Origin of the sequence: Saccharopolyspora gloriosae, from assembly GCF_022828475.1 — a bacterium.
GTDB classification, from domain to species: domain Bacteria; phylum Actinomycetota; class Actinomycetes; order Mycobacteriales; family Pseudonocardiaceae; genus Saccharopolyspora_C; species Saccharopolyspora_C gloriosae_A.
In genome coordinates this window covers 2,744,836-2,760,531 of record NZ_CP059557.1, presented here as the reverse complement: position 1 = coordinate 2,760,531, position 15,696 = coordinate 2,744,836, and the positions used below count along the sequence as shown (strand labels likewise).

The 15,696-nt window shown below is 68.9% G+C and carries 15 protein-coding genes; 7 read left to right on the top strand and 8 right to left on the bottom strand.

The window, feature by feature from the left end:
• Positions 1 to 6 precede the first annotated feature (6 nt).
• On the bottom strand, positions 7 to 531 hold the full coding sequence (locus H2Q94_RS11815) for a DUF3558 family protein (RefSeq protein WP_243794638.1): 525 nt from the start codon (positions 529 to 531) through the stop codon (positions 7 to 9).
• Between the two features lie 311 nt (positions 532 to 842).
• On the opposite strand from H2Q94_RS11815, the gene H2Q94_RS11810 reads away from it, so the two are divergent.
• The gene (locus tag H2Q94_RS11810) at positions 843 to 1,346 is read left to right on the top strand and encodes a DUF4190 domain-containing protein (RefSeq protein WP_243794637.1); all 504 of its coding nucleotides are present in this window, start codon (positions 843 to 845) and stop codon (positions 1,344 to 1,346) included.
• Positions 1,347 to 1,496: 150 nt separating this feature from the next.
• Here H2Q94_RS11810 and H2Q94_RS11805 read toward each other — a convergent pair whose 3' ends face one another.
• Both H2Q94_RS11805 and H2Q94_RS11800 read right to left on the bottom strand, forming a co-directional pair.
• Complete coding sequence (locus H2Q94_RS11805; protein WP_243794636.1) at positions 1,497 to 2,690, bottom strand: acyl-CoA dehydrogenase family protein; 1,194 nt, start codon at positions 2,688 to 2,690, stop codon at positions 1,497 to 1,499.
• 207 nt (positions 2,691 to 2,897) lie between these two features.
• Positions 2,898 to 4,868 (bottom strand): cytochrome P450/oxidoreductase, encoded by a 1,971-nt coding sequence (locus H2Q94_RS11800; protein ID WP_475274395.1) that lies wholly within the window; start codon positions 4,866 to 4,868, stop codon positions 2,898 to 2,900.
• 841 nt (positions 4,869 to 5,709) lie between these two features.
• Here H2Q94_RS11800 and H2Q94_RS11795 point away from each other — a divergent pair.
• The 3 genes from H2Q94_RS11795 (at position 5,710) to H2Q94_RS11785 (ending at position 8,678) form a co-directional block, all read left to right on the top strand.
• Positions 5,710 to 5,868 carry a hypothetical protein gene (locus tag H2Q94_RS11795; protein ID WP_243794635.1) on the top strand — a complete coding sequence of 53 codons (159 nt, stop codon included), beginning with the start codon at positions 5,710 to 5,712 and terminating at the stop codon, positions 5,866 to 5,868.
• The gene (locus H2Q94_RS11790) at positions 5,865 to 7,034 is read left to right on the top strand and encodes an FAD-dependent monooxygenase (protein ID WP_243794634.1); all 1,170 of its coding nucleotides are present in this window, start codon (positions 5,865 to 5,867) and stop codon (positions 7,032 to 7,034) included. The genes H2Q94_RS11795 and H2Q94_RS11790 overlap by 4 nt, the downstream gene beginning before the upstream one ends.
• Positions 7,035 to 7,646: 612 nt before the next feature.
• Positions 7,647 to 8,678: a C40 family peptidase gene (locus tag H2Q94_RS11785; RefSeq protein ID WP_243794633.1), complete on the top strand. Its 1,032-nt coding sequence runs from the start codon at positions 7,647 to 7,649 to the stop codon at positions 8,676 to 8,678.
• Positions 8,679 to 8,853: 175 nt separating this feature from the next.
• Here the strand turns inward: H2Q94_RS11785 and H2Q94_RS11780 are convergent, their stop codons facing one another.
• Positions 8,854 to 9,324, bottom strand: a complete 471-nt coding sequence (locus H2Q94_RS11780) for a hypothetical protein (RefSeq protein ID WP_243794632.1) — start codon at positions 9,322 to 9,324, stop codon at positions 8,854 to 8,856.
• A 35-nt stretch (positions 9,325 to 9,359) separates the two neighbouring features.
• Positions 9,360 to 10,205, bottom strand: coding sequence for an NmrA family NAD(P)-binding protein (locus tag H2Q94_RS11775; protein WP_243794631.1), 846 nt, complete (start codon positions 10,203 to 10,205; stop codon positions 9,360 to 9,362).
• A gap of 80 nt (positions 10,206 to 10,285) precedes the next feature.
• Here H2Q94_RS11775 and H2Q94_RS11770 point away from each other — a divergent pair, with 80 nt between their 5' ends.
• Positions 10,286 to 11,227 carry an AraC family transcriptional regulator gene (locus H2Q94_RS11770; protein ID WP_243794630.1) on the top strand — a complete coding sequence of 314 codons (942 nt, stop codon included), beginning with the start codon at positions 10,286 to 10,288 and terminating at the stop codon, positions 11,225 to 11,227.
• Between the two features lie 118 nt (positions 11,228 to 11,345).
• Here the strand turns inward: H2Q94_RS11770 and H2Q94_RS11765 are convergent, their stop codons facing one another.
• Both H2Q94_RS11765 and H2Q94_RS11760 read right to left on the bottom strand, forming a co-directional pair.
• A complete protein-coding gene (locus tag H2Q94_RS11765) occupies positions 11,346 to 11,723 on the bottom strand; it encodes a PH domain-containing protein (protein ID WP_243794629.1) in 378 nt (125 codons plus the stop codon).
• Between the two features lie 83 nt (positions 11,724 to 11,806).
• Positions 11,807 to 12,673, bottom strand: coding sequence for an alpha/beta fold hydrolase (locus tag H2Q94_RS11760; protein ID WP_243794628.1), 867 nt, complete (start codon positions 12,671 to 12,673; stop codon positions 11,807 to 11,809).
• 107 nt (positions 12,674 to 12,780) lie between these two features.
• Between H2Q94_RS11760 and H2Q94_RS11755 the strand changes: the two genes are divergently transcribed.
• Entirely contained in the window at positions 12,781 to 13,260 is a 480-nt protein-coding gene (locus tag H2Q94_RS11755; RefSeq protein ID WP_243794626.1) for a CGNR zinc finger domain-containing protein, read from the top strand.
• A gap of 164 nt (positions 13,261 to 13,424) precedes the next feature.
• Entirely contained in the window at positions 13,425 to 13,793 is a 369-nt protein-coding gene (locus H2Q94_RS11750; RefSeq protein WP_243794624.1) for a hypothetical protein, read from the top strand.
• Positions 13,794 to 14,275: 482 nt separating this feature from the next.
• Here the strand turns inward: H2Q94_RS11750 and H2Q94_RS11745 are convergent, their stop codons facing one another.
• Positions 14,276 to 15,574: an aspartate aminotransferase family protein gene (locus H2Q94_RS11745; protein ID WP_243794622.1), complete on the bottom strand. Its 1,299-nt coding sequence runs from the start codon at positions 15,572 to 15,574 to the stop codon at positions 14,276 to 14,278.
• Between the last annotated feature and the right edge of the window lie 122 nt (positions 15,575 to 15,696).

The following is a 15,696-nucleotide window of genomic DNA, read 5'->3' as shown; positions in this document are numbered from 1 at the left end:
CGGGGATCACTCCGCTGCGGGCCAGGAGGGGACGCCTGCGTCGAGGGCTCGCTGGGCGAGTGCGCACGGGTCCGCGGTGGCACCGCTGGGAATCTTCGCCTTCGCCGAGACGGCCTGCTCGCCGTTGGCCGCCACGACGAGCTCGCACTTGCCGTCCGCCTTCGGGTCGCCCGAGTTGGCGCGGACCGCCGGGTGCGCGGCGACGGTCAGCTCACCGAAGTCGGAGTACTTCGTGGACTCGTCGCGGAAATCCTGCAGGGAGCGGTCCGCCACCACACCGATCGCCAGCTCCACGCCGCCCCCGGCGCTCTTCCATGCGCAACCGTCGGCGGTCTCCTCACCTTCCTCGTGGAAACCCAGTTCGTGGATGGTCTGGGAGGGCACCAGGTCGCACGGGGACTCGTTGCTCGGATCCTTCGGGGATTCGACCTGCACGCCTTGGCCGCAGCCGGCCAGCGACACCGCGGCGGCTACGGCGAGGCCGGCCATTCCGAGCCGGGCCGCTCCGATGCGGGCCACCGAAACCTTCACGTTCACACTCATCACGCCTGCCGTTGATCGGGTCCGGATCGGGATCGATCCGGAGAACTCACGCCCTCCCCGAAGGACGCGTGCATGATGCCCCGCGCAGTTCGACGGATCGGCGCGCTGGCGAGAACCCGCCGATTTCCGATCTCGCACAGATCCGGAATCCGCCGGGGTTTGTTCAGCCGTCCGGGATGGGCACCCGGGAGCGACGAGGTCAGCTTGCTGAGCCGGGGCGCTCGCCAGGGGCGGCGCCACGCGGTCCTGCCGTCGGCCGGCCCGGCGATCAACAGGGATCCACGAGAAAGAGAATCGCCATGACGCATTCGCGCAGCTCGCACAGCTCAGACCGCTCGAACGACCCACGGAACCCGCAGGACCCGCGCGGCCCGCAGGACGCACAGGGCTCACGCGGCTCGCACGACACCGAGCAACGGCCGGACGAGGTCGACAGGGGCGGTGAACACACCTCGTGGACCACCGGCACGCCCACCTCGGTGGCTCCCGCGAAGACCAGTCCCGTCGCCGTGTTCGCCCTGGTGTTCGGGTTGCTCGCCCTCTTCTGCGCCCTGACGGCCGTGCTCCTGCCGTTGGCGATCGTGTTCGGGATCGTCGCCATCGTTCTCGGCATCATCGGACGCAAGAAGGGCACCCAAGCGCAACGCACCGGCAAGGGCGTCGCCATGGGAGGCCTGATCCTGGGCGCCATCGCGCTGGTCCTAGGCATCTTGGGGGCCATCGCACTCGTCATGGGCATGACGAACCCCGACATCATGGGGCCGGTCCAGGAGCAGATGAACAACGTGATGCCCCCGGGGTGACCACCGCGGAATCAGCTGCGCGGGTGTCCGGGTAGCGGAGCCTCAGGTGCTTCCTCGCGAGGAAGCACCTGAGAACCCGCCGGTGGTCCTTTTCCGTTGATGGTCGCTACTTCAGCGGTTGCGCCGCTGACAAGACAACGACACGCAAGATCATCTGGTCGGGTTCAGATCCAAGAACACCCAAGCCGACTCCGAGGCCAGGCCGCTCAGCCACTTTCCGCAGTTCTGCAAGACCACCGGGCCTGAAGTGACGTGCTGGGTGCCTGCGTGGAGGTCGCGGAAGAACCGCTGCAGCACTCCACGCCGCAACGCCGCCGTGCCCGCCCACTTGTAGACGGTCTCGCCGACGGCCTGCGCCGACCACGTGGCGTTGTTCAACATCAGCCGCGTCAGGGTCTCCTGCTCGGCGCTGAGGAGCTCACCGCGGCCCAGCGTCGCCTCGTTGTCGGCCCAGACCTCCATCGCCCAGGCGCGCGCCGAGCGGAGCCTGCTCTCCGCCGCGGCGAACTCGGCGTGGAACTGCCCGGTGTCCACCGAGGCGTTCGGGCCGCCCGTTTTCTTCGCCGCCAAGGCCTTCATCTCGTCGAGCATGCGGCGGCCCACGCCGAGCGCCCACCCGCTGTGGAAGATGGCGGACATGTTCACCAGGCCCATGCGGTACATGGCGCCGCCGTGCCGGTTGTCCGTGGTGGCCGCCTCGTAGGCGTGCGTGCTCGGCACGAAGACGTCTTCGCAGCGGTAGTCGATACTGCCGGTCGCGCGGAGTCCCATCACGTCCCAGTTGTCGACCTGCTCCACGTGCTCCTTCGGCAAGGTGCACACGAGCGACTCGCCGGTCTCCGCGCACAGCGCCGCGGTGTGGATGTGGCTGGCCATCGGCAGGCCCGATGCGAAATGCCAGTGGCCGGTGATGCGGTAGCCCCCGTCGGCCCGCACGGCGGTGCCGGGCTTGGTGCCCTGTCCCGCGATCAGCGCGTGGCGGCCGGCGCCGACGTCGGCGAACAGGTCGCGCGCCGCGTCCGCGCCGAGGTAGGCGGCGGTCGTGCCGGTCACCATCTGCAGCGCCATCACGGACCAGCTCGCGGCGGAATCGGCGTAGGAGAGGCGGGAAACCGTGTCGAGGATCTGGCGCGGCGAGAACTCGTAGCCGCCCAGTTCACGCGGGATGCACACCCGGAAGACACCGGTGTCGTGCAGCGCCTCCACGACGACCTCGGTGAGGCGGCCGAGCGCCTCGGACCGCTCGGCGTTCTCGTTCAGCAGCGGGGTGATGCCGTCCAGCCGCCGCAAGAGCGGTTCGTGCTCGGCACTGACGTTGATCCCGATCGGGGCCTCAGCGGCCATGGTCGTCCCTCCCGCGCAGAGGTGGTGATCCACTGCAGGACCGGCCGGAACGTCGCCGGTCACGCCCCAGGCTAAGAGCCGGAACCCCGCAGTGTGGGCGCAATGGCAAAATTCCTGCGCCCGTTCGACCCCACTTCGACGGTAAAACCGCAGAAATTGATCGTCCATACTGGACTTCCAACGAGCCGACCTAGGGCTGGGACGGTTTCAGAGACCGAGGGCCAACGTGGTTCCACAAGCTCGGGAGCAGCAGGTCATCATGCTGCGCCCGGTCGCGCGCTCGGCCCTGGTCAGCACCCGATCGCGATGGTCGACCGTGCCGTCGAGCACCGCGACCTCGCAGGAACCGCACAGGCCCTCCTCGCAGTCGCTGGGCACGTCGACACCGGCCGCCCGCAGGGCTGTGAGCACCGTCAGATCGGCGGGGACCATGACGGTGCCGCCGGAGTCGGCGAGTTCGACGTCGAAGGCGTGCTCACTTGCCGGGTCGAGCAGGGATGCGGCCTCGAAGTGCTCGACGCGGAGGGAGTCCTGCGGCCACCGGATCATCGCCGCTTCCAGCGCGGTGAGCAGGCGCTGCGGCCCGCACGCGTAGACCTGCCTGCCCGCGACAGGCTCCGCGAGCAGCGCATCGACGTCGAGGCGACCGCCACTGCTCGTGTGCACGGTGAGCGCGTCGCCGTGGTCCCGGCGGAGGCGGTCGAGCAACGCCATCGTCGACTCGCCGCGCCCGCAGTAATGGATCTCGTAGGCGGCACCCGCCGCGTGAGCATGATCGGCCATCGCGATGATCGGAGTGATGCCGATGCCGCCGGCGACGAACAGGTAGTCGTCGGCGCCCGGGTCGAGCCGGAAGTGGTTGCGCGGCCCCCGAATCCGCAGCGTCTCGCCGACTTCGAGCCGCTCGTGCACGAACCGCGACCCGCCCCGGCTCTCCCGTTCGCGCAGCACCGCGATCCGGTAGCGATCCGGCTCGGCGGGGTCGCCGCACAGCGAGTACTGCCGCGACGACTCCCCCAGCTCGACGTCGATGTGCGAACCGGGCGTCCACCTCGGCAGCCCGGCCCCGGACAGCGTCACCGAGACGACGTTCTCCGCCACCGGTTCGACGGCTTCGACGGTCACCGTGCGCGTGATGGCCCGGCGGAGCGGTTCCCCGATGCGCACCGGGTGCGGCCGGTTCAGCAGGCCGGGGTCGCGCCGTTCCGGGTTCGCCGCCGGATCCCAGCTCACCCACAGGTGCTCCGGGCCGCGGAAGGAGGTGTTGGGCAGGTACGTCAGCTTCCGGCCGGGCACCGGCTCCAGGTGCGGGAGCCGCTTGGTGAGCTCTTCCAGGAACACCTGCAGCTCCATCCGGGCGAGGTTCTTGCCGAGGCACTGGTGGCTGCCGTAGCCGAAGGTCAGGTGGTCCGCGGCGTTGTCGCGCCGGACGTCGAACTCGTCGGGATCGTCGAAGTGCCGCTCGTCGTGGTTCGCCGAGGAGTTGACGATGAGCAGCTTCGCACCGCGCGGGACGGGCACTCCGCCGATCTCGGTGTCGGCGGTCACGAGCCGGCGCCAGGCCGCGACCGATCCGTTGTGCCGCAGGCATTCCTCGACGGCGTTCGAGATCAGTGCCGGGTCGGCGCACAGCTCGTCCCATGCCGATCGGTTCTCCAGCAACGACTTCACCGCGTTGGCCGCGGCGTTGGCCGTCGTCTCGTGCGCGGCGACGATGCCGGCCATCATCATCGAGTGCAGGTAGGAATCGGTGATGATGTCGGGCAGTTCGCGCTGCAACCGGATGCTGTAGGGCATCCAGCCGGGTCCGGACGGGTCCGCGCGCAGTTTCGCCACGACCTCGCCTGCGAAGTGCCAGAAGTTGCCGACGGCCTCCGCGACCTCCACCTGTTGCTCCGGTGACGGCCGCCCCCAGGTGTTGACGGTGTGGGCGATCGAGTACTTCCGCAGCGTCGGCATGTCCTCCTCCGGCACGCCGAGGAAGTGCAGGGCGACGGTGAGGGTGACCTCCCAGAACATCTCGTCGACGAGGTCGGCCTCGCCCTTGTCCACGAACCGGTCGACGTAGTCGCGGGCGAGTTCGCGCACCATCGGCTCGTGCGCCGCCAGCGCCTCGGGCGCGAACGAGCCCATCAGCGCCCGGCGGCGCGGCTGGTGGGCGGGCTCGTCCTCGTTCACCAGCGTGCGGGTCCATGGCGTAGCCGTATTCGGCGAGTTTCCGGGTGGCCGCCGCCGAGACCGGGGTGATCTTCTCCAGCGCGATCGAGGGCGAGAACAGCGAGTTGTCCCGGAACACGGCCGCGACGTCCGCGTACCGGGTCACCACCCAATAGCCGATCTCCGGGCTGTAGAAGACCGGTTCCTCGTCGCGCGACCAGCGCAGCGAGGCCGGCGGGTCGGCCTGGTACTCCTCGCCGAACGGGTCGAACGCCGCGGCGCCCGCCGAGATCGAGTGGCCGACGGGGCACGTGCTCATGTGGCGTCGCCTCCAGAAATCCGGGCAGGTCGCCGTGGATCCGTCATCGCACCTGAGGAAGGTTAGGGCGCCGCCGGGCGGGGAGCCAAGGTCCGGTCTTCCTCGCGGTCGCGGCGACGACCGAATGATTCCCTTGCCGCACCCGAAGAATCTCCCACTGAAACTATTTCTAGAATTCAGATCCAGAAAGAGTCTTCCTTGCTCGGTAAATCATATTTGCAGATCTCCCCTGAATATCGATCCGAAGCTTCTCGAGCTACACCGAAAGCACTAGCAGAACCTACGCCGAAGAGGCGCACTCAACGAGCATGAATGCTCGGCCGAAGACAACAATCGGACATTAAGAAGAAACCCTTCCCGGCATCACGCAAAGACACATTTCAGCCGGTCAAGAAATTATCCAACGAAAACCGTCAGCACCCGGAACAGTCGTGCTAACCTGCCGATCACTTCTCGCAAGGTATCCGCAACACGCAAGAAGACGGGCGTCCGGAAACTGCGATCCGCACGCCGCGATACCCCCTACTCAAAATCCCCAGGTACATGAAAACTCTGGACAACGCCGTCCCCGGCACGACCGGGAGCCCCTTCCGCGCCTACCTGCTCCGGCACCACGACGCCCCGGCCGCGGTCAGCAACGAACCGCCCACCCCGGAGATCATTTCCGCCGAGGTCACCGCAATGCAGGAGACCACCCGATGAGCGGCCTGCTGCGCGCCCGGGTCGCCGTCGTCGGCGCGGGGCCTGCCGGGCTGGTGCTCGCGAACGTCCTGCACCGGAGCGGCATCGACGTGCTCGTGATCGAGCAGCGTTCCCGGCAGGCGGTGGAGACCACACCCCGCGCGGGATTGGTGGAACACCGGGTCGTGGCGTACCTGCGGCAATGGGGGCTCGCCGACGAGCTGCTCCGCGACGCCACCTGGCACGGCTGGTGCGACATCGTGGTCTCCGGCGAGCGGATCCGGCTGGACTACGCGGCCCGGGCCGGCGGCGATCGGCACTGCGTCTACCCGCAGCAGCTGTTGCTGCGGGATCTGCTCGGCGCGCTCGACGAAGCGGATCGCGCACCACGCTTCGACAGTGCCGTGCTGGACGTGGACCTCACGTCCGCGACCGGCGCACGGCTGCGCTGCGCGGAGTTCGAGGCCGAGTGCGACTTCGTGATCGGGTGCGACGGTGCCCGCAGCGTCGTTTCCCGTTCGTTCCCGGGAAGTCCGGACGGCGACGTGCGGCGCCGATACCCCTACGACTGGCTGACGATGCTCGCCGACCTCACGGCGCCGGTCGAAGGCATCCGGTACGCCGTCCACGAACGCGGCTTCGCGGGGATGATGCCGAGAGCCGGTCGGCTAGGACGCCTGTACCTGCAAGTTCCCGCCGACGAAGACCTCGCGCGCTGGCCCGCCGCGCGGCTGCACGAAGAACTCGGCGTCCGGCTCGGCGCCGATGCCGGGATCGTCGAGATCCGGGAACCGGGGATCCTGCGGATGCGCAGCAGCATCGCGCGGACCTCGCGGCACGGGCGGGCGTTCCTGGCCGGGGACGCCGCGCACGTGCTCACGCCCTCGGGCGCCAAGGGCATGAATCTCGCCATCGCCGATGCCGCCGACCTCGCCCGCTCGCTCGTGCGGTGGTATCGCCACGACGACGCGACGGGCTTGGCGGGTTACGGCGAGCGGCGGCGGTCCCAGGCTCGGCACGCCCTCGGGTTCTCCGAAGAACTCCTGCACCTGCTGCACCTTCCGCCGGACGCGGCCGACCCGGCGGCGGAACTGCGCTCCCGCCGGGCGCAGGTCCAGCGGCTCACCGGTGAGACGCCGGAAGCGGAACGGTTCGCCCGCGACTACGTCGGCTCCGGCCGGTTGTAGCCCGTCGGCCCCGGGGCCGCCGAGGAGCGCGTGCGGGCCGTCATCGCCCGCACGCGCCGTCGGTCCACTGCTCGCGCGGCAGGCCGGCGCGGATCCGGTCGAGCGAATCCAGCAGGACGAAGCGGGAACCCCGCGCCTGCACCTGTGATCACCTTCAGTCGGGTCCGGACGCGCTCGGCAGAGCATTCGGAGCACCTGATACGAGCAACGCGGTCCCCGAACGGGCCGCCCGGCACCGGGTTCACGCGGGAAAGCGCGCTGTTTCGACGAACTGCCGAACCTGCCGGACTCGGCGACCGGCTGATCGCATAACGATGCCGGCCCGTCCGCACGGTAATCGGCGCACGAATCCCCATTAGCGCGCGCACTTCGAAAACGCTGCGCACGGACCGATGGATCCGCTTGTGCCGAATGCCACTTTGCGCTGGTGGACCACGGGGTGCCGTTGTGCGTAGCCTGTGCGCGGTTTCGCGGTGATCAGTCATCCGGCAGGGGGCGCCGTGAATCACGCCGACTCGGTCGGCGGCCGTTTCGAGGCGGCCGTCCATTGCGGGCCTCGAACAGCCGTGGCCGATGAGCCGGTGTAAGCGGCAAAGGAGTTGTGTGCGTTCAGTGTCGTCGTCCAAATTGAAGCGCTCGATGGGCGGTGCGCTGGCGGCCACGGTGGTCGCCACCGCTGTCGGCGTGTCTTCACCGCCGGCCGTCGCGCAGCCACCCGGCAACGCTTCGGACGCCCAGAAGCAGCTCAAGGAACTGGGGCGCCAGGCCGAGGAACTGACGGAGACGTACAAGAAGGCCCAGGACGACCACGGCAAGCGGCGGGCGGAGCTGGACCAGGCCAACGTCGACAGCGAGCAGGCGGGCCGGGTCGCCGGTCAGGCGCGTGCCGACGAACAGCAGTTCCGCACCGGCGTCGACCGGCTGGTGCACGCCTCGTACCAGGGAGCTCGGCTCAACAAGCTTTCGGCGCTGCTGGTCAGCGAGTCACCGGACGAGTTCCTCGACCGGTCCTCGGCGCTGGACGTGCTGGCCAAGGACAACAACGACGCCGTCAAGGCGTTGGCGGGCGCGACCAACCGGGCCGAAGGAGCCGAGCGGCAGGCCCAGGACGCGCGCGGCCGCGCGGAGACGGCGGCGGCCGAGGCGGCCCGGATCGAGGGCGAGATCGCGGGCAAGAAGGACGCGATGGACGCCCAGGTCGCCAAGGTCAAGGAGCAGTACAACAGTCTCAGCGAACAAGAGCAGGAGTCGATGTCCGGCGGCAGCAACGTCGGGTCGCTGCTCGGTTCCGGCACGGCCATCGAGGCGGTCAACGCGGCGCTGAGCAAGCAGGGCTCGCCGTACGTGTTCGGCGCCAAGGGGCCGCAGCAGTTCGACTGCTCCGGGCTCGTCGCGTGGTCCTTCCGCCAGGCCGGGGTGTCGCTGCCCAGCTCGACGCAGTCGCAGATCTCGGAGGGCAAGAAGGTCTCCCAGAGCGACATGAAGCCCGGCGACGTGATCTTCTTCTACAGTTCGGGCAGCCACAACGGCATCTACATCGGCAACGGCAAGATCGTGCACGCCCCGACCGAAGGCCAGGACGTCACGGTCGAGGAAGTCGAGTACATGGGCCAGGTCAACAGCGTCCGCCGCTTCGCGGGCTGACCGGGACACGGCGCGCTGGGACCGGCCCATCCGGCTCAGGGCGCCTTCGCACGTCAGCTTCCCGAGCCGGGTGCGCTCGTTGATGTGTCCGCACCTCGGTCGGTCCGCCGAGGAGCCTGGTCCTCCTCGGCGGGCCGAGACTCGACCGCCCGCGGTGATCGGCCACGGGTGATCTTCACTCGGCACGGACGGATTCCGTCCCCGGAAGTCCGGGCGCCGACGGCAGCGGTGGGAAATAGCCGCTGCGCATGAAGAACTCCAGGTAAGTGGTCACCAGGGCTCGGTCGACCGGTGGGCAGCTCACCGACGTGCCGGTCAGGGCCGCGTCCAGCTTCTTGGTGTCGATGTCGGGGTACCCGCCGACCCCGGTGAACGCGGTCTCGAACACGTCCAGCAGCGGTGTCAGCGCGTTCGCCGGGTCACGGCGGATCAACCTGCTCCACTCCTGCTGCGGGAGCTCGGCGATGTCGTACCCCAGTTCACGCAGCCGTTCGATGACCTGCGTGAAGGTCAACGTGTCCGGGTTGGACACGTTGTAGGTCTCACCGATGTCGTTCGACCTGCCGGCGAGCGCGACGATCGCGCCGCAGGCCGCCCGAACGGCGACCGGCAGAGCCGGCGCCGAGGACGCGACTCCCCTCGACACGTGGGACGTACCCCCCGCCAGCTGGCGCTAATGGGTCAGGCCGTCCAGCCGCCTGCGGCTGCGGTCGCCTTGGCGAATTCGGCGAAGCTGCGCGGCTCGCGCCCCAACGCACGCTGCACGCCGTCCGAGAGGTATTCGTCGGTCCCGTCCCGGAGCGGCTCGATCACGTGCGCGAAGGCTTCGGCGTCGGCCGGCGGCAGCCCCTGCTCGACGAGTTCCGCGACGTACTGCTCGGCGGAGATCGGCACGTAGCGGACTTCGCCGCCGATGGCCTCGGAGATCGTGGCCACCGCCTCGGCCAGCGTCAGCGCCCGAGGACCCGACAACTCGTAGATCTGGCCCGAGTGCCCGTCCTCGGTCAGCGCGGCGACCACGACCGCGGCGATGTCCTCGGCATCGATGAAGCTGACGGCCCCATCGCCACCGGGAAGCCGCAGTTCACCGGCGCGGATGGCATCACCGAAGAAGCCCTCGCTGAAGTTCTGCGCGAACCAGCCCGGCCTGCTGATCGTCCACTCGAGACCGCTCTCCCGCACGGCGGCCTCGCTGTCGAGGATGCCGTCCAGGACACCACTGCTGTCCGTGGCGTAATCCGGATCGTCGATCCCGCGACCCGATGCCAGCACGATCCGCTGCACCCCGTGCCGCACCGCCCGCTCGACGAACGGACGGACGAGCTTCGTGCCGTCGAGCTGCACGATGTAGGCGGACCGAGCACCCTCCAGAGCCGCGTCCCAGGTGCTTTCGTCGGTCCAGTCGAAGACGTGCTCGCCGCTTCGGGCCGCCGCGCGAACCGGCAATCCCCTGGCTCGCAGTTGACGGGCGACGCGGCTGCCGGACTTACCGGTCGCCCCGGTGACCAAAATCGATTGTTCAGACATGCCCCCAGTCAACCGGCGTCCGTCAAGACGTTCCATGGCTAACAAGCTCTGCTTGATGTCTGAACGTCTATGATGAGGACATGGATGCGGTCTCGGAGCTGTTGGCGGAGGTACGGGCGCGCGGCGCCGTCTTCCGGCAGACGATCATGCGGCCCCCGTGGTCCCTGCGCATGGCCAGCGGTGCCCCGCTGACGCTGGCCACGATGCTCAGCGGCCATGCCTGGATCGTTCCCGACCAGCACGAGCCGGTGCTCATCGAGGTCGGCGACATCGCGGTCATCCGGGGCGACGTGCCCTACGCGGTGGCCAATGATCCCGCCACCACACCCTCGCTGGTGGTGACCAGCGCCGACTACTGCTCGACGGTCGAGGGCATCGAGCACGCCTCCGGGGCCGCGCCGAGCTGCGGAACGCCTGCCGACGGGGACGCCGTGCTGCTCAGCGGGGCGTTCGAGCGCCGGGGCGAGCTCAGCGAGCGACTGCTGCAGGCATTGCCCGCCGTGCTGGTGGTGCCTGCCGCCGACAGCCACTCGCCCTCGGTGGAGATGGTGACCGAAGAGGTCGCCAGGGACCGGCCGGGACAACAGCTCGTGCTGGACCGGCTGCTGGACCTGATGCTGATCTCCGCGCTGCGCAGCTGGTTCGACAACCCGGCCGCCGATGCTCCCGCCTGGTGCCGCGCGCTGGACGAACCGGTGGTGGGTGCCGCGCTGCGGCTGCTGCACGACACGCCCGCCCACCCGTGGACGGTGGCGGAGCTGGCCGCCAAGGTGGGGATATCGCGCGCGGCGCTCGCTCGGCGGTTCACCGCGCTGGTCGGCGAACCGCCGATGGCCTACCTCACGAGCTGGCGGATCACCTTGGCCGCGGATCTGCTGCGGGAGACCGACCACACGGTGGACACGATCGCGCGGAAGGTGGGCTATGCCAACGCTTTCGCGCTGAGCGTGGCGTTCAAGCGGCTGCGCGGCATGCGGCCCAGCGATCACCGGAACCCGGTCGACGATCAGCTCGCGGGCTGAACCGAGAGCGCCCGGTCGAACACCTCACGCGGACCACGTTGGCGGTCCGCCCCTTCACGGGTGAGCGCGTCGAGCCATGATCAGGGTCTCGGCCGCCGCCGACCCCGGGGCTCGCCGGTCAGCGAGCGGCGTAGGTGCTCATGAGCGCCTGGACCTCGTACACGTCGACGCCCTTGCCGAACTGCTTCACGATCGGTTCGATGCCGCCGGAGAGCCAGATCTTCAACTCCGCATCGAGGTCGAAGGTTCCGGCGGTCTCGACGGAGAAGTGCGTGATGCTGCGGTACGGAATCGAGTGGTACTCGACCTTGCGACCGGTCATGCCCTGCTTGTCGACCAGGATCAGGCGCCGATCGGTGAAGACGAACGAGTCCCGGATCAACTGGTACGCGGCATGAACCGACTCCCCCTGCGCCAGCAGCCGCCCGTACTCCTTCTCCGCCGAACGCGGATCAACGTTCGACGCATTGCCCATCATCCCGTCGAAAAGCCCCACTGCACACTCCCTGAACGATTTGCGACTCCTCGACCAGAGTAGCGAAAGTCGCCGGAGGCCCGGGTCATGCGATCCGAGGACCGCTAGCCCAGCACTCGGCCGAGGAAGCCGCGCAGGTAACCCGTGACGACGTCCAGGTGGCTCTCCAGCAGGAAGTGGCCGCCGTTGATCAGGTGCACTTCCGCGTCCGCGGCGTCGCGGGCGAAGGCTCGCGCACCCGCCGGGCCGAAGATCTCGTCGTTGCGGCCCCACACCGCGAGCACCGGAACCTGGTGGGTGCGCAGGAATTCGTGCAGGCGCGGGTAGAGCGGGCGGTTGTTCGCGTAGTCGCGGAACAGCGCCAGCTGGACTTCGTCGTTGCCTTCGCGGGAAATGAGGGCGACGTCGTGCTGCCAGGTGTCCGGGCTGACCACGCTCGGGTCGGGAACACCGTGCAGGTACTGCCAGCGGATCGCCTCCAGGCTCAGCGCGGCGCGGACGGCGGGTTCGGTGTCGGGGCCGGGGTTCGCCGCGTACGCCCAGACGTCGGACCAGAACGAGTCGACGAATCCGTCTTCGTAGCCGTTGCCGTTCTGCGTGACGATCGCGGAGATCCGCTCGGGGTGTTCCAGCGCGAGCCGCCAGCCGATGGGGGCGCCGTAGTCCTGGACGTAGAGGGCGCAGCGATCCAGGCCCAGCTGGTCGAGCAGACCGGAGGTGAGCCGGGCCAGGGCGTCGAAGGTGTAGTCGAACTCGTCAACGCCGGGGGCTGCGGAATGGCCGAAGCCGAGGTGGTCCGGCGCGATGACGTGGTAGTCGGCGGCCAGCAGCGGGATGAGCTCGCGGAACATGAACGAGCTCGTCGGATAGCCGTGCAGCAGGACGATCGCGGGAGCGTCGGCGGGGCCGGCTTCGCGGTAGAAGATCTCGTGGCCGTCGACGGTGGCGGTCCGGTGGCGCACTGAGCTCATGACTAACCCCTTCAAAGGTTCAGTTCGGTTACTCGATTCGCCATGCAAGCACAGCGTCAGCTAACCTGTCAAAAGAATCTATCCGGTTAGACGATGGGACGACGCCGATGGAAGCGCTGCTGGACCTGCTCAACAGCAGGCCGCTGATCAACGGTGACGAACACGACGAGCTCGGCGACTCGGTCGCGGGCAGGCGCTGGGCTCGGGAGCACGGTGGCGACGGCAGCCTCGCGGAACTGGCGCTGCTGCGCGAGGCGCGCGACGCGCTGCGAGACGTGGTGATCGGCGAACGCTCGCCGGACGCGTTGAGCCCACTGCTCGACGGAGTCCACCAGCTCCCGGAGTTCACTTCGGACGGTCTTCGGTGGACCGTCGAAGCTCCCCCGCACGCGCGGCTCGCCGTCGAGATGGTCCTCGCCTGGGCCACCGTCCAGGAGCGGCTACCGGGCCGGCTCCGCCCTTGCGCCAACGGAGACTGCCGACTGTTCCTGCTCGACCGCAGCCGGGCCAACCGCGCTCGCTGGTGTTCGATGTCCGTCTGCGGCAACCGCGAAAAGGCCCGCCGCCACTACCAGCGCACCCGCTGACCGCGTCCGGCATGGCTTGATCACCGACCGAGAGGCCGCCGAACATGTCCCGCTCGACGCCGAGAGCACGCCCCGCAGGGCCGAAGACCACGATTGATCGCAGTTGCCTGACGCTCCTCGCGGTCGTTTTCGCCGGAAACGGATTCTGGGCGTTCCTCATGCCCGTGTCCTGGCACAAGAACTTCCCCGGGTTCGGCCTCAGCTGGCTGCCTCGGCTCGGTCCTTACAACGAGCACCTCGCGAGGGATTCGGGCGCGATGTTCCTCGCGCTGGCATTGTTCAGCGCCCTGGCGGTGTGGCGGATCACCGACGTGGTGCTCACGCGGATCGCGGGTGCGACGTGGCTGGTGTTCAACGGCCTGCACCTCGGCTACCACCTCACGATGCTGCACATGTACAGCGCGCGGGATCAGGTGCTCAGCATGCTCAGCCTCGCATTCCTCGTCGCCCTCTCGCTCGTGCCGCTGCTTCCGGCGCCCCGGCCGAGCACACCTGGACGGGAACAACGGGCCGGTGCGGAGCTCGTCGACTGACCCCGGATTCGCTTGCGCAGTAACGGGATCCGCACCTCGGCCGAACGGTGGTTCGGCTGGCGTCGGACAACGCCCTGCTCGGCCCGCCGGAGGAGCTGGCCGCCGAGCTCGCCGCCGATCCGTCGCTGGGCTTCGCCACGGACCTGCTGGTCAGCTTGGTGCCCGCTCCGCCGCCGTCGACTCGTCCGGGAGCGGTGTTATCTCCCACTTCGTACTCTCCGACACCCCGTACGCCTCGGAACTCCGGCGCCAAGCCGAGCACCTGCTGCCGTTGTTGCGTTGAACCGGCGGGCGAAGTGCTCCCGAAACGACCTTTTGATCCGTGGCCGGTCAGCGGCGGAACCGCTGCGGCCTCCTCGCGAGGACGGCGATTTCGCCGCGTGCGGACCATGAGAAATCGAGCGGGCAGCGAGGAAGCCGCCGGGGGCCGCTACCCGGACGCAGGCCAAAGTGACCCACTACGCAAGCCACGGGAAGAACCCCTACGGCAGCACGTCCAGCAGCGCGGCCTCCAGGAGGTCGACCCCGGTGTGGAGGTCGGCCGGGTCGATCGTCAGCGGCGGCGCGATGCGGAAGATCCCGCCCATGCCGGGCAACTGCACGATGTTCACGTGCAGCCCGCGTTCCAGGCACGCCGTCGTGACCGCCTTGCCGAGCTTGTCGGCCGGTGCCCTGCTCGCCTTGTCCGTCACCAGCTCGATCCCCTGCAGCAGTCCGCGACCTCGCACGTCACCGACCACTTCGAAGCGATCGCGCAGGTCCAGCAGCCGCGCCGTCAGCTCCTTGCCGAGCACGTTCGCGCGCTGCACCAGGCCGTCCCGCTCCAGCACCTCCAGCACCGTCAAGGCCACGGTGGCGGGCAGCGGATCGGAGACGTGCGTGGTGAAGAAGAGGAAACCCCGTTCGTGGCAGACTTCCTCGATCTCGGCGGAGGTCAGCACGGCGGCGACGGGAAGTCCGGCTCCGAGCGTCTTCGACAGGGTGAGCAGATCCGGGACCACACCGTCCCGTTCGAACGCGTACATCGTTCCGGTGCGGCCGAGGCCGGTCTGCGCCTCGTCGAGGATCAGCAGCATGCCCCGCGCCGTGCAGTGCTCCCGCAACCGGGCGAGATAGCCCTCCGGGAGTTCGATGATCCCGCCGGAGGACAAGATCGGCTCCACCAGGCAGGCGGCGAGGTTCCCCGTCGACTGCTGATCGATGAGCCGGAAGCCGTAGTCGAGCTCGGTCCGCCAGTCGTAGCCGCCGTCCGCGTGCCGGAACGGCGAACGGTAGGCGTCCGGTGTGGGCAGCACGAGGTTTCCCGGCACCTGCGGTCCGTGTCCCCGGCGCCCCGCGGAGAACGTGGCCGCCGCCGCGCCGGAGGTCATCCCGTGCCACGAGCGGTCGAACGCGACGATCTCGTGGTTTCCGGTGTAGAGCTTGGCCATCTTGATGGCCGCCTCGTTCGACTCCGCTCCCGTGCTGAGCAACAACATTCGGCTCAGCGGATCGGGAAGCGAGTCCGCGAGCCGCTCGGCCAGTTCCACCACCGGCCTGCTCAGCATCCCGGAGTAGAGGTGCGCGAGGTTCGCCGCCGCGTCGCCGACTGCGCGGACGACGTCCGGGTGCGAGTGCCCGAGCAGCGCGCTCATCTGCCCGGACGTGAAGTCCAGGATGGCCCGGCCGTCGGAGTCGTACACGTGGGAACCGGCGGCCCGCTCGATGACCCGCGGGGTGAAGCCACCCCCGTACCTGATCAGATGCCCGGTGGCCTGCTGCCAGAACTTCTCGTCGTCCATGTGCGCTCCCTGCTGACCTCGGGGCCGAGTCGGCACTGCTCATCGACTGCGCCGATGACAGGACCACAGAGCGAAAACTAGCCTGCGAAGACTCGCGAACGCCACATCCGGGCGGGGACGGA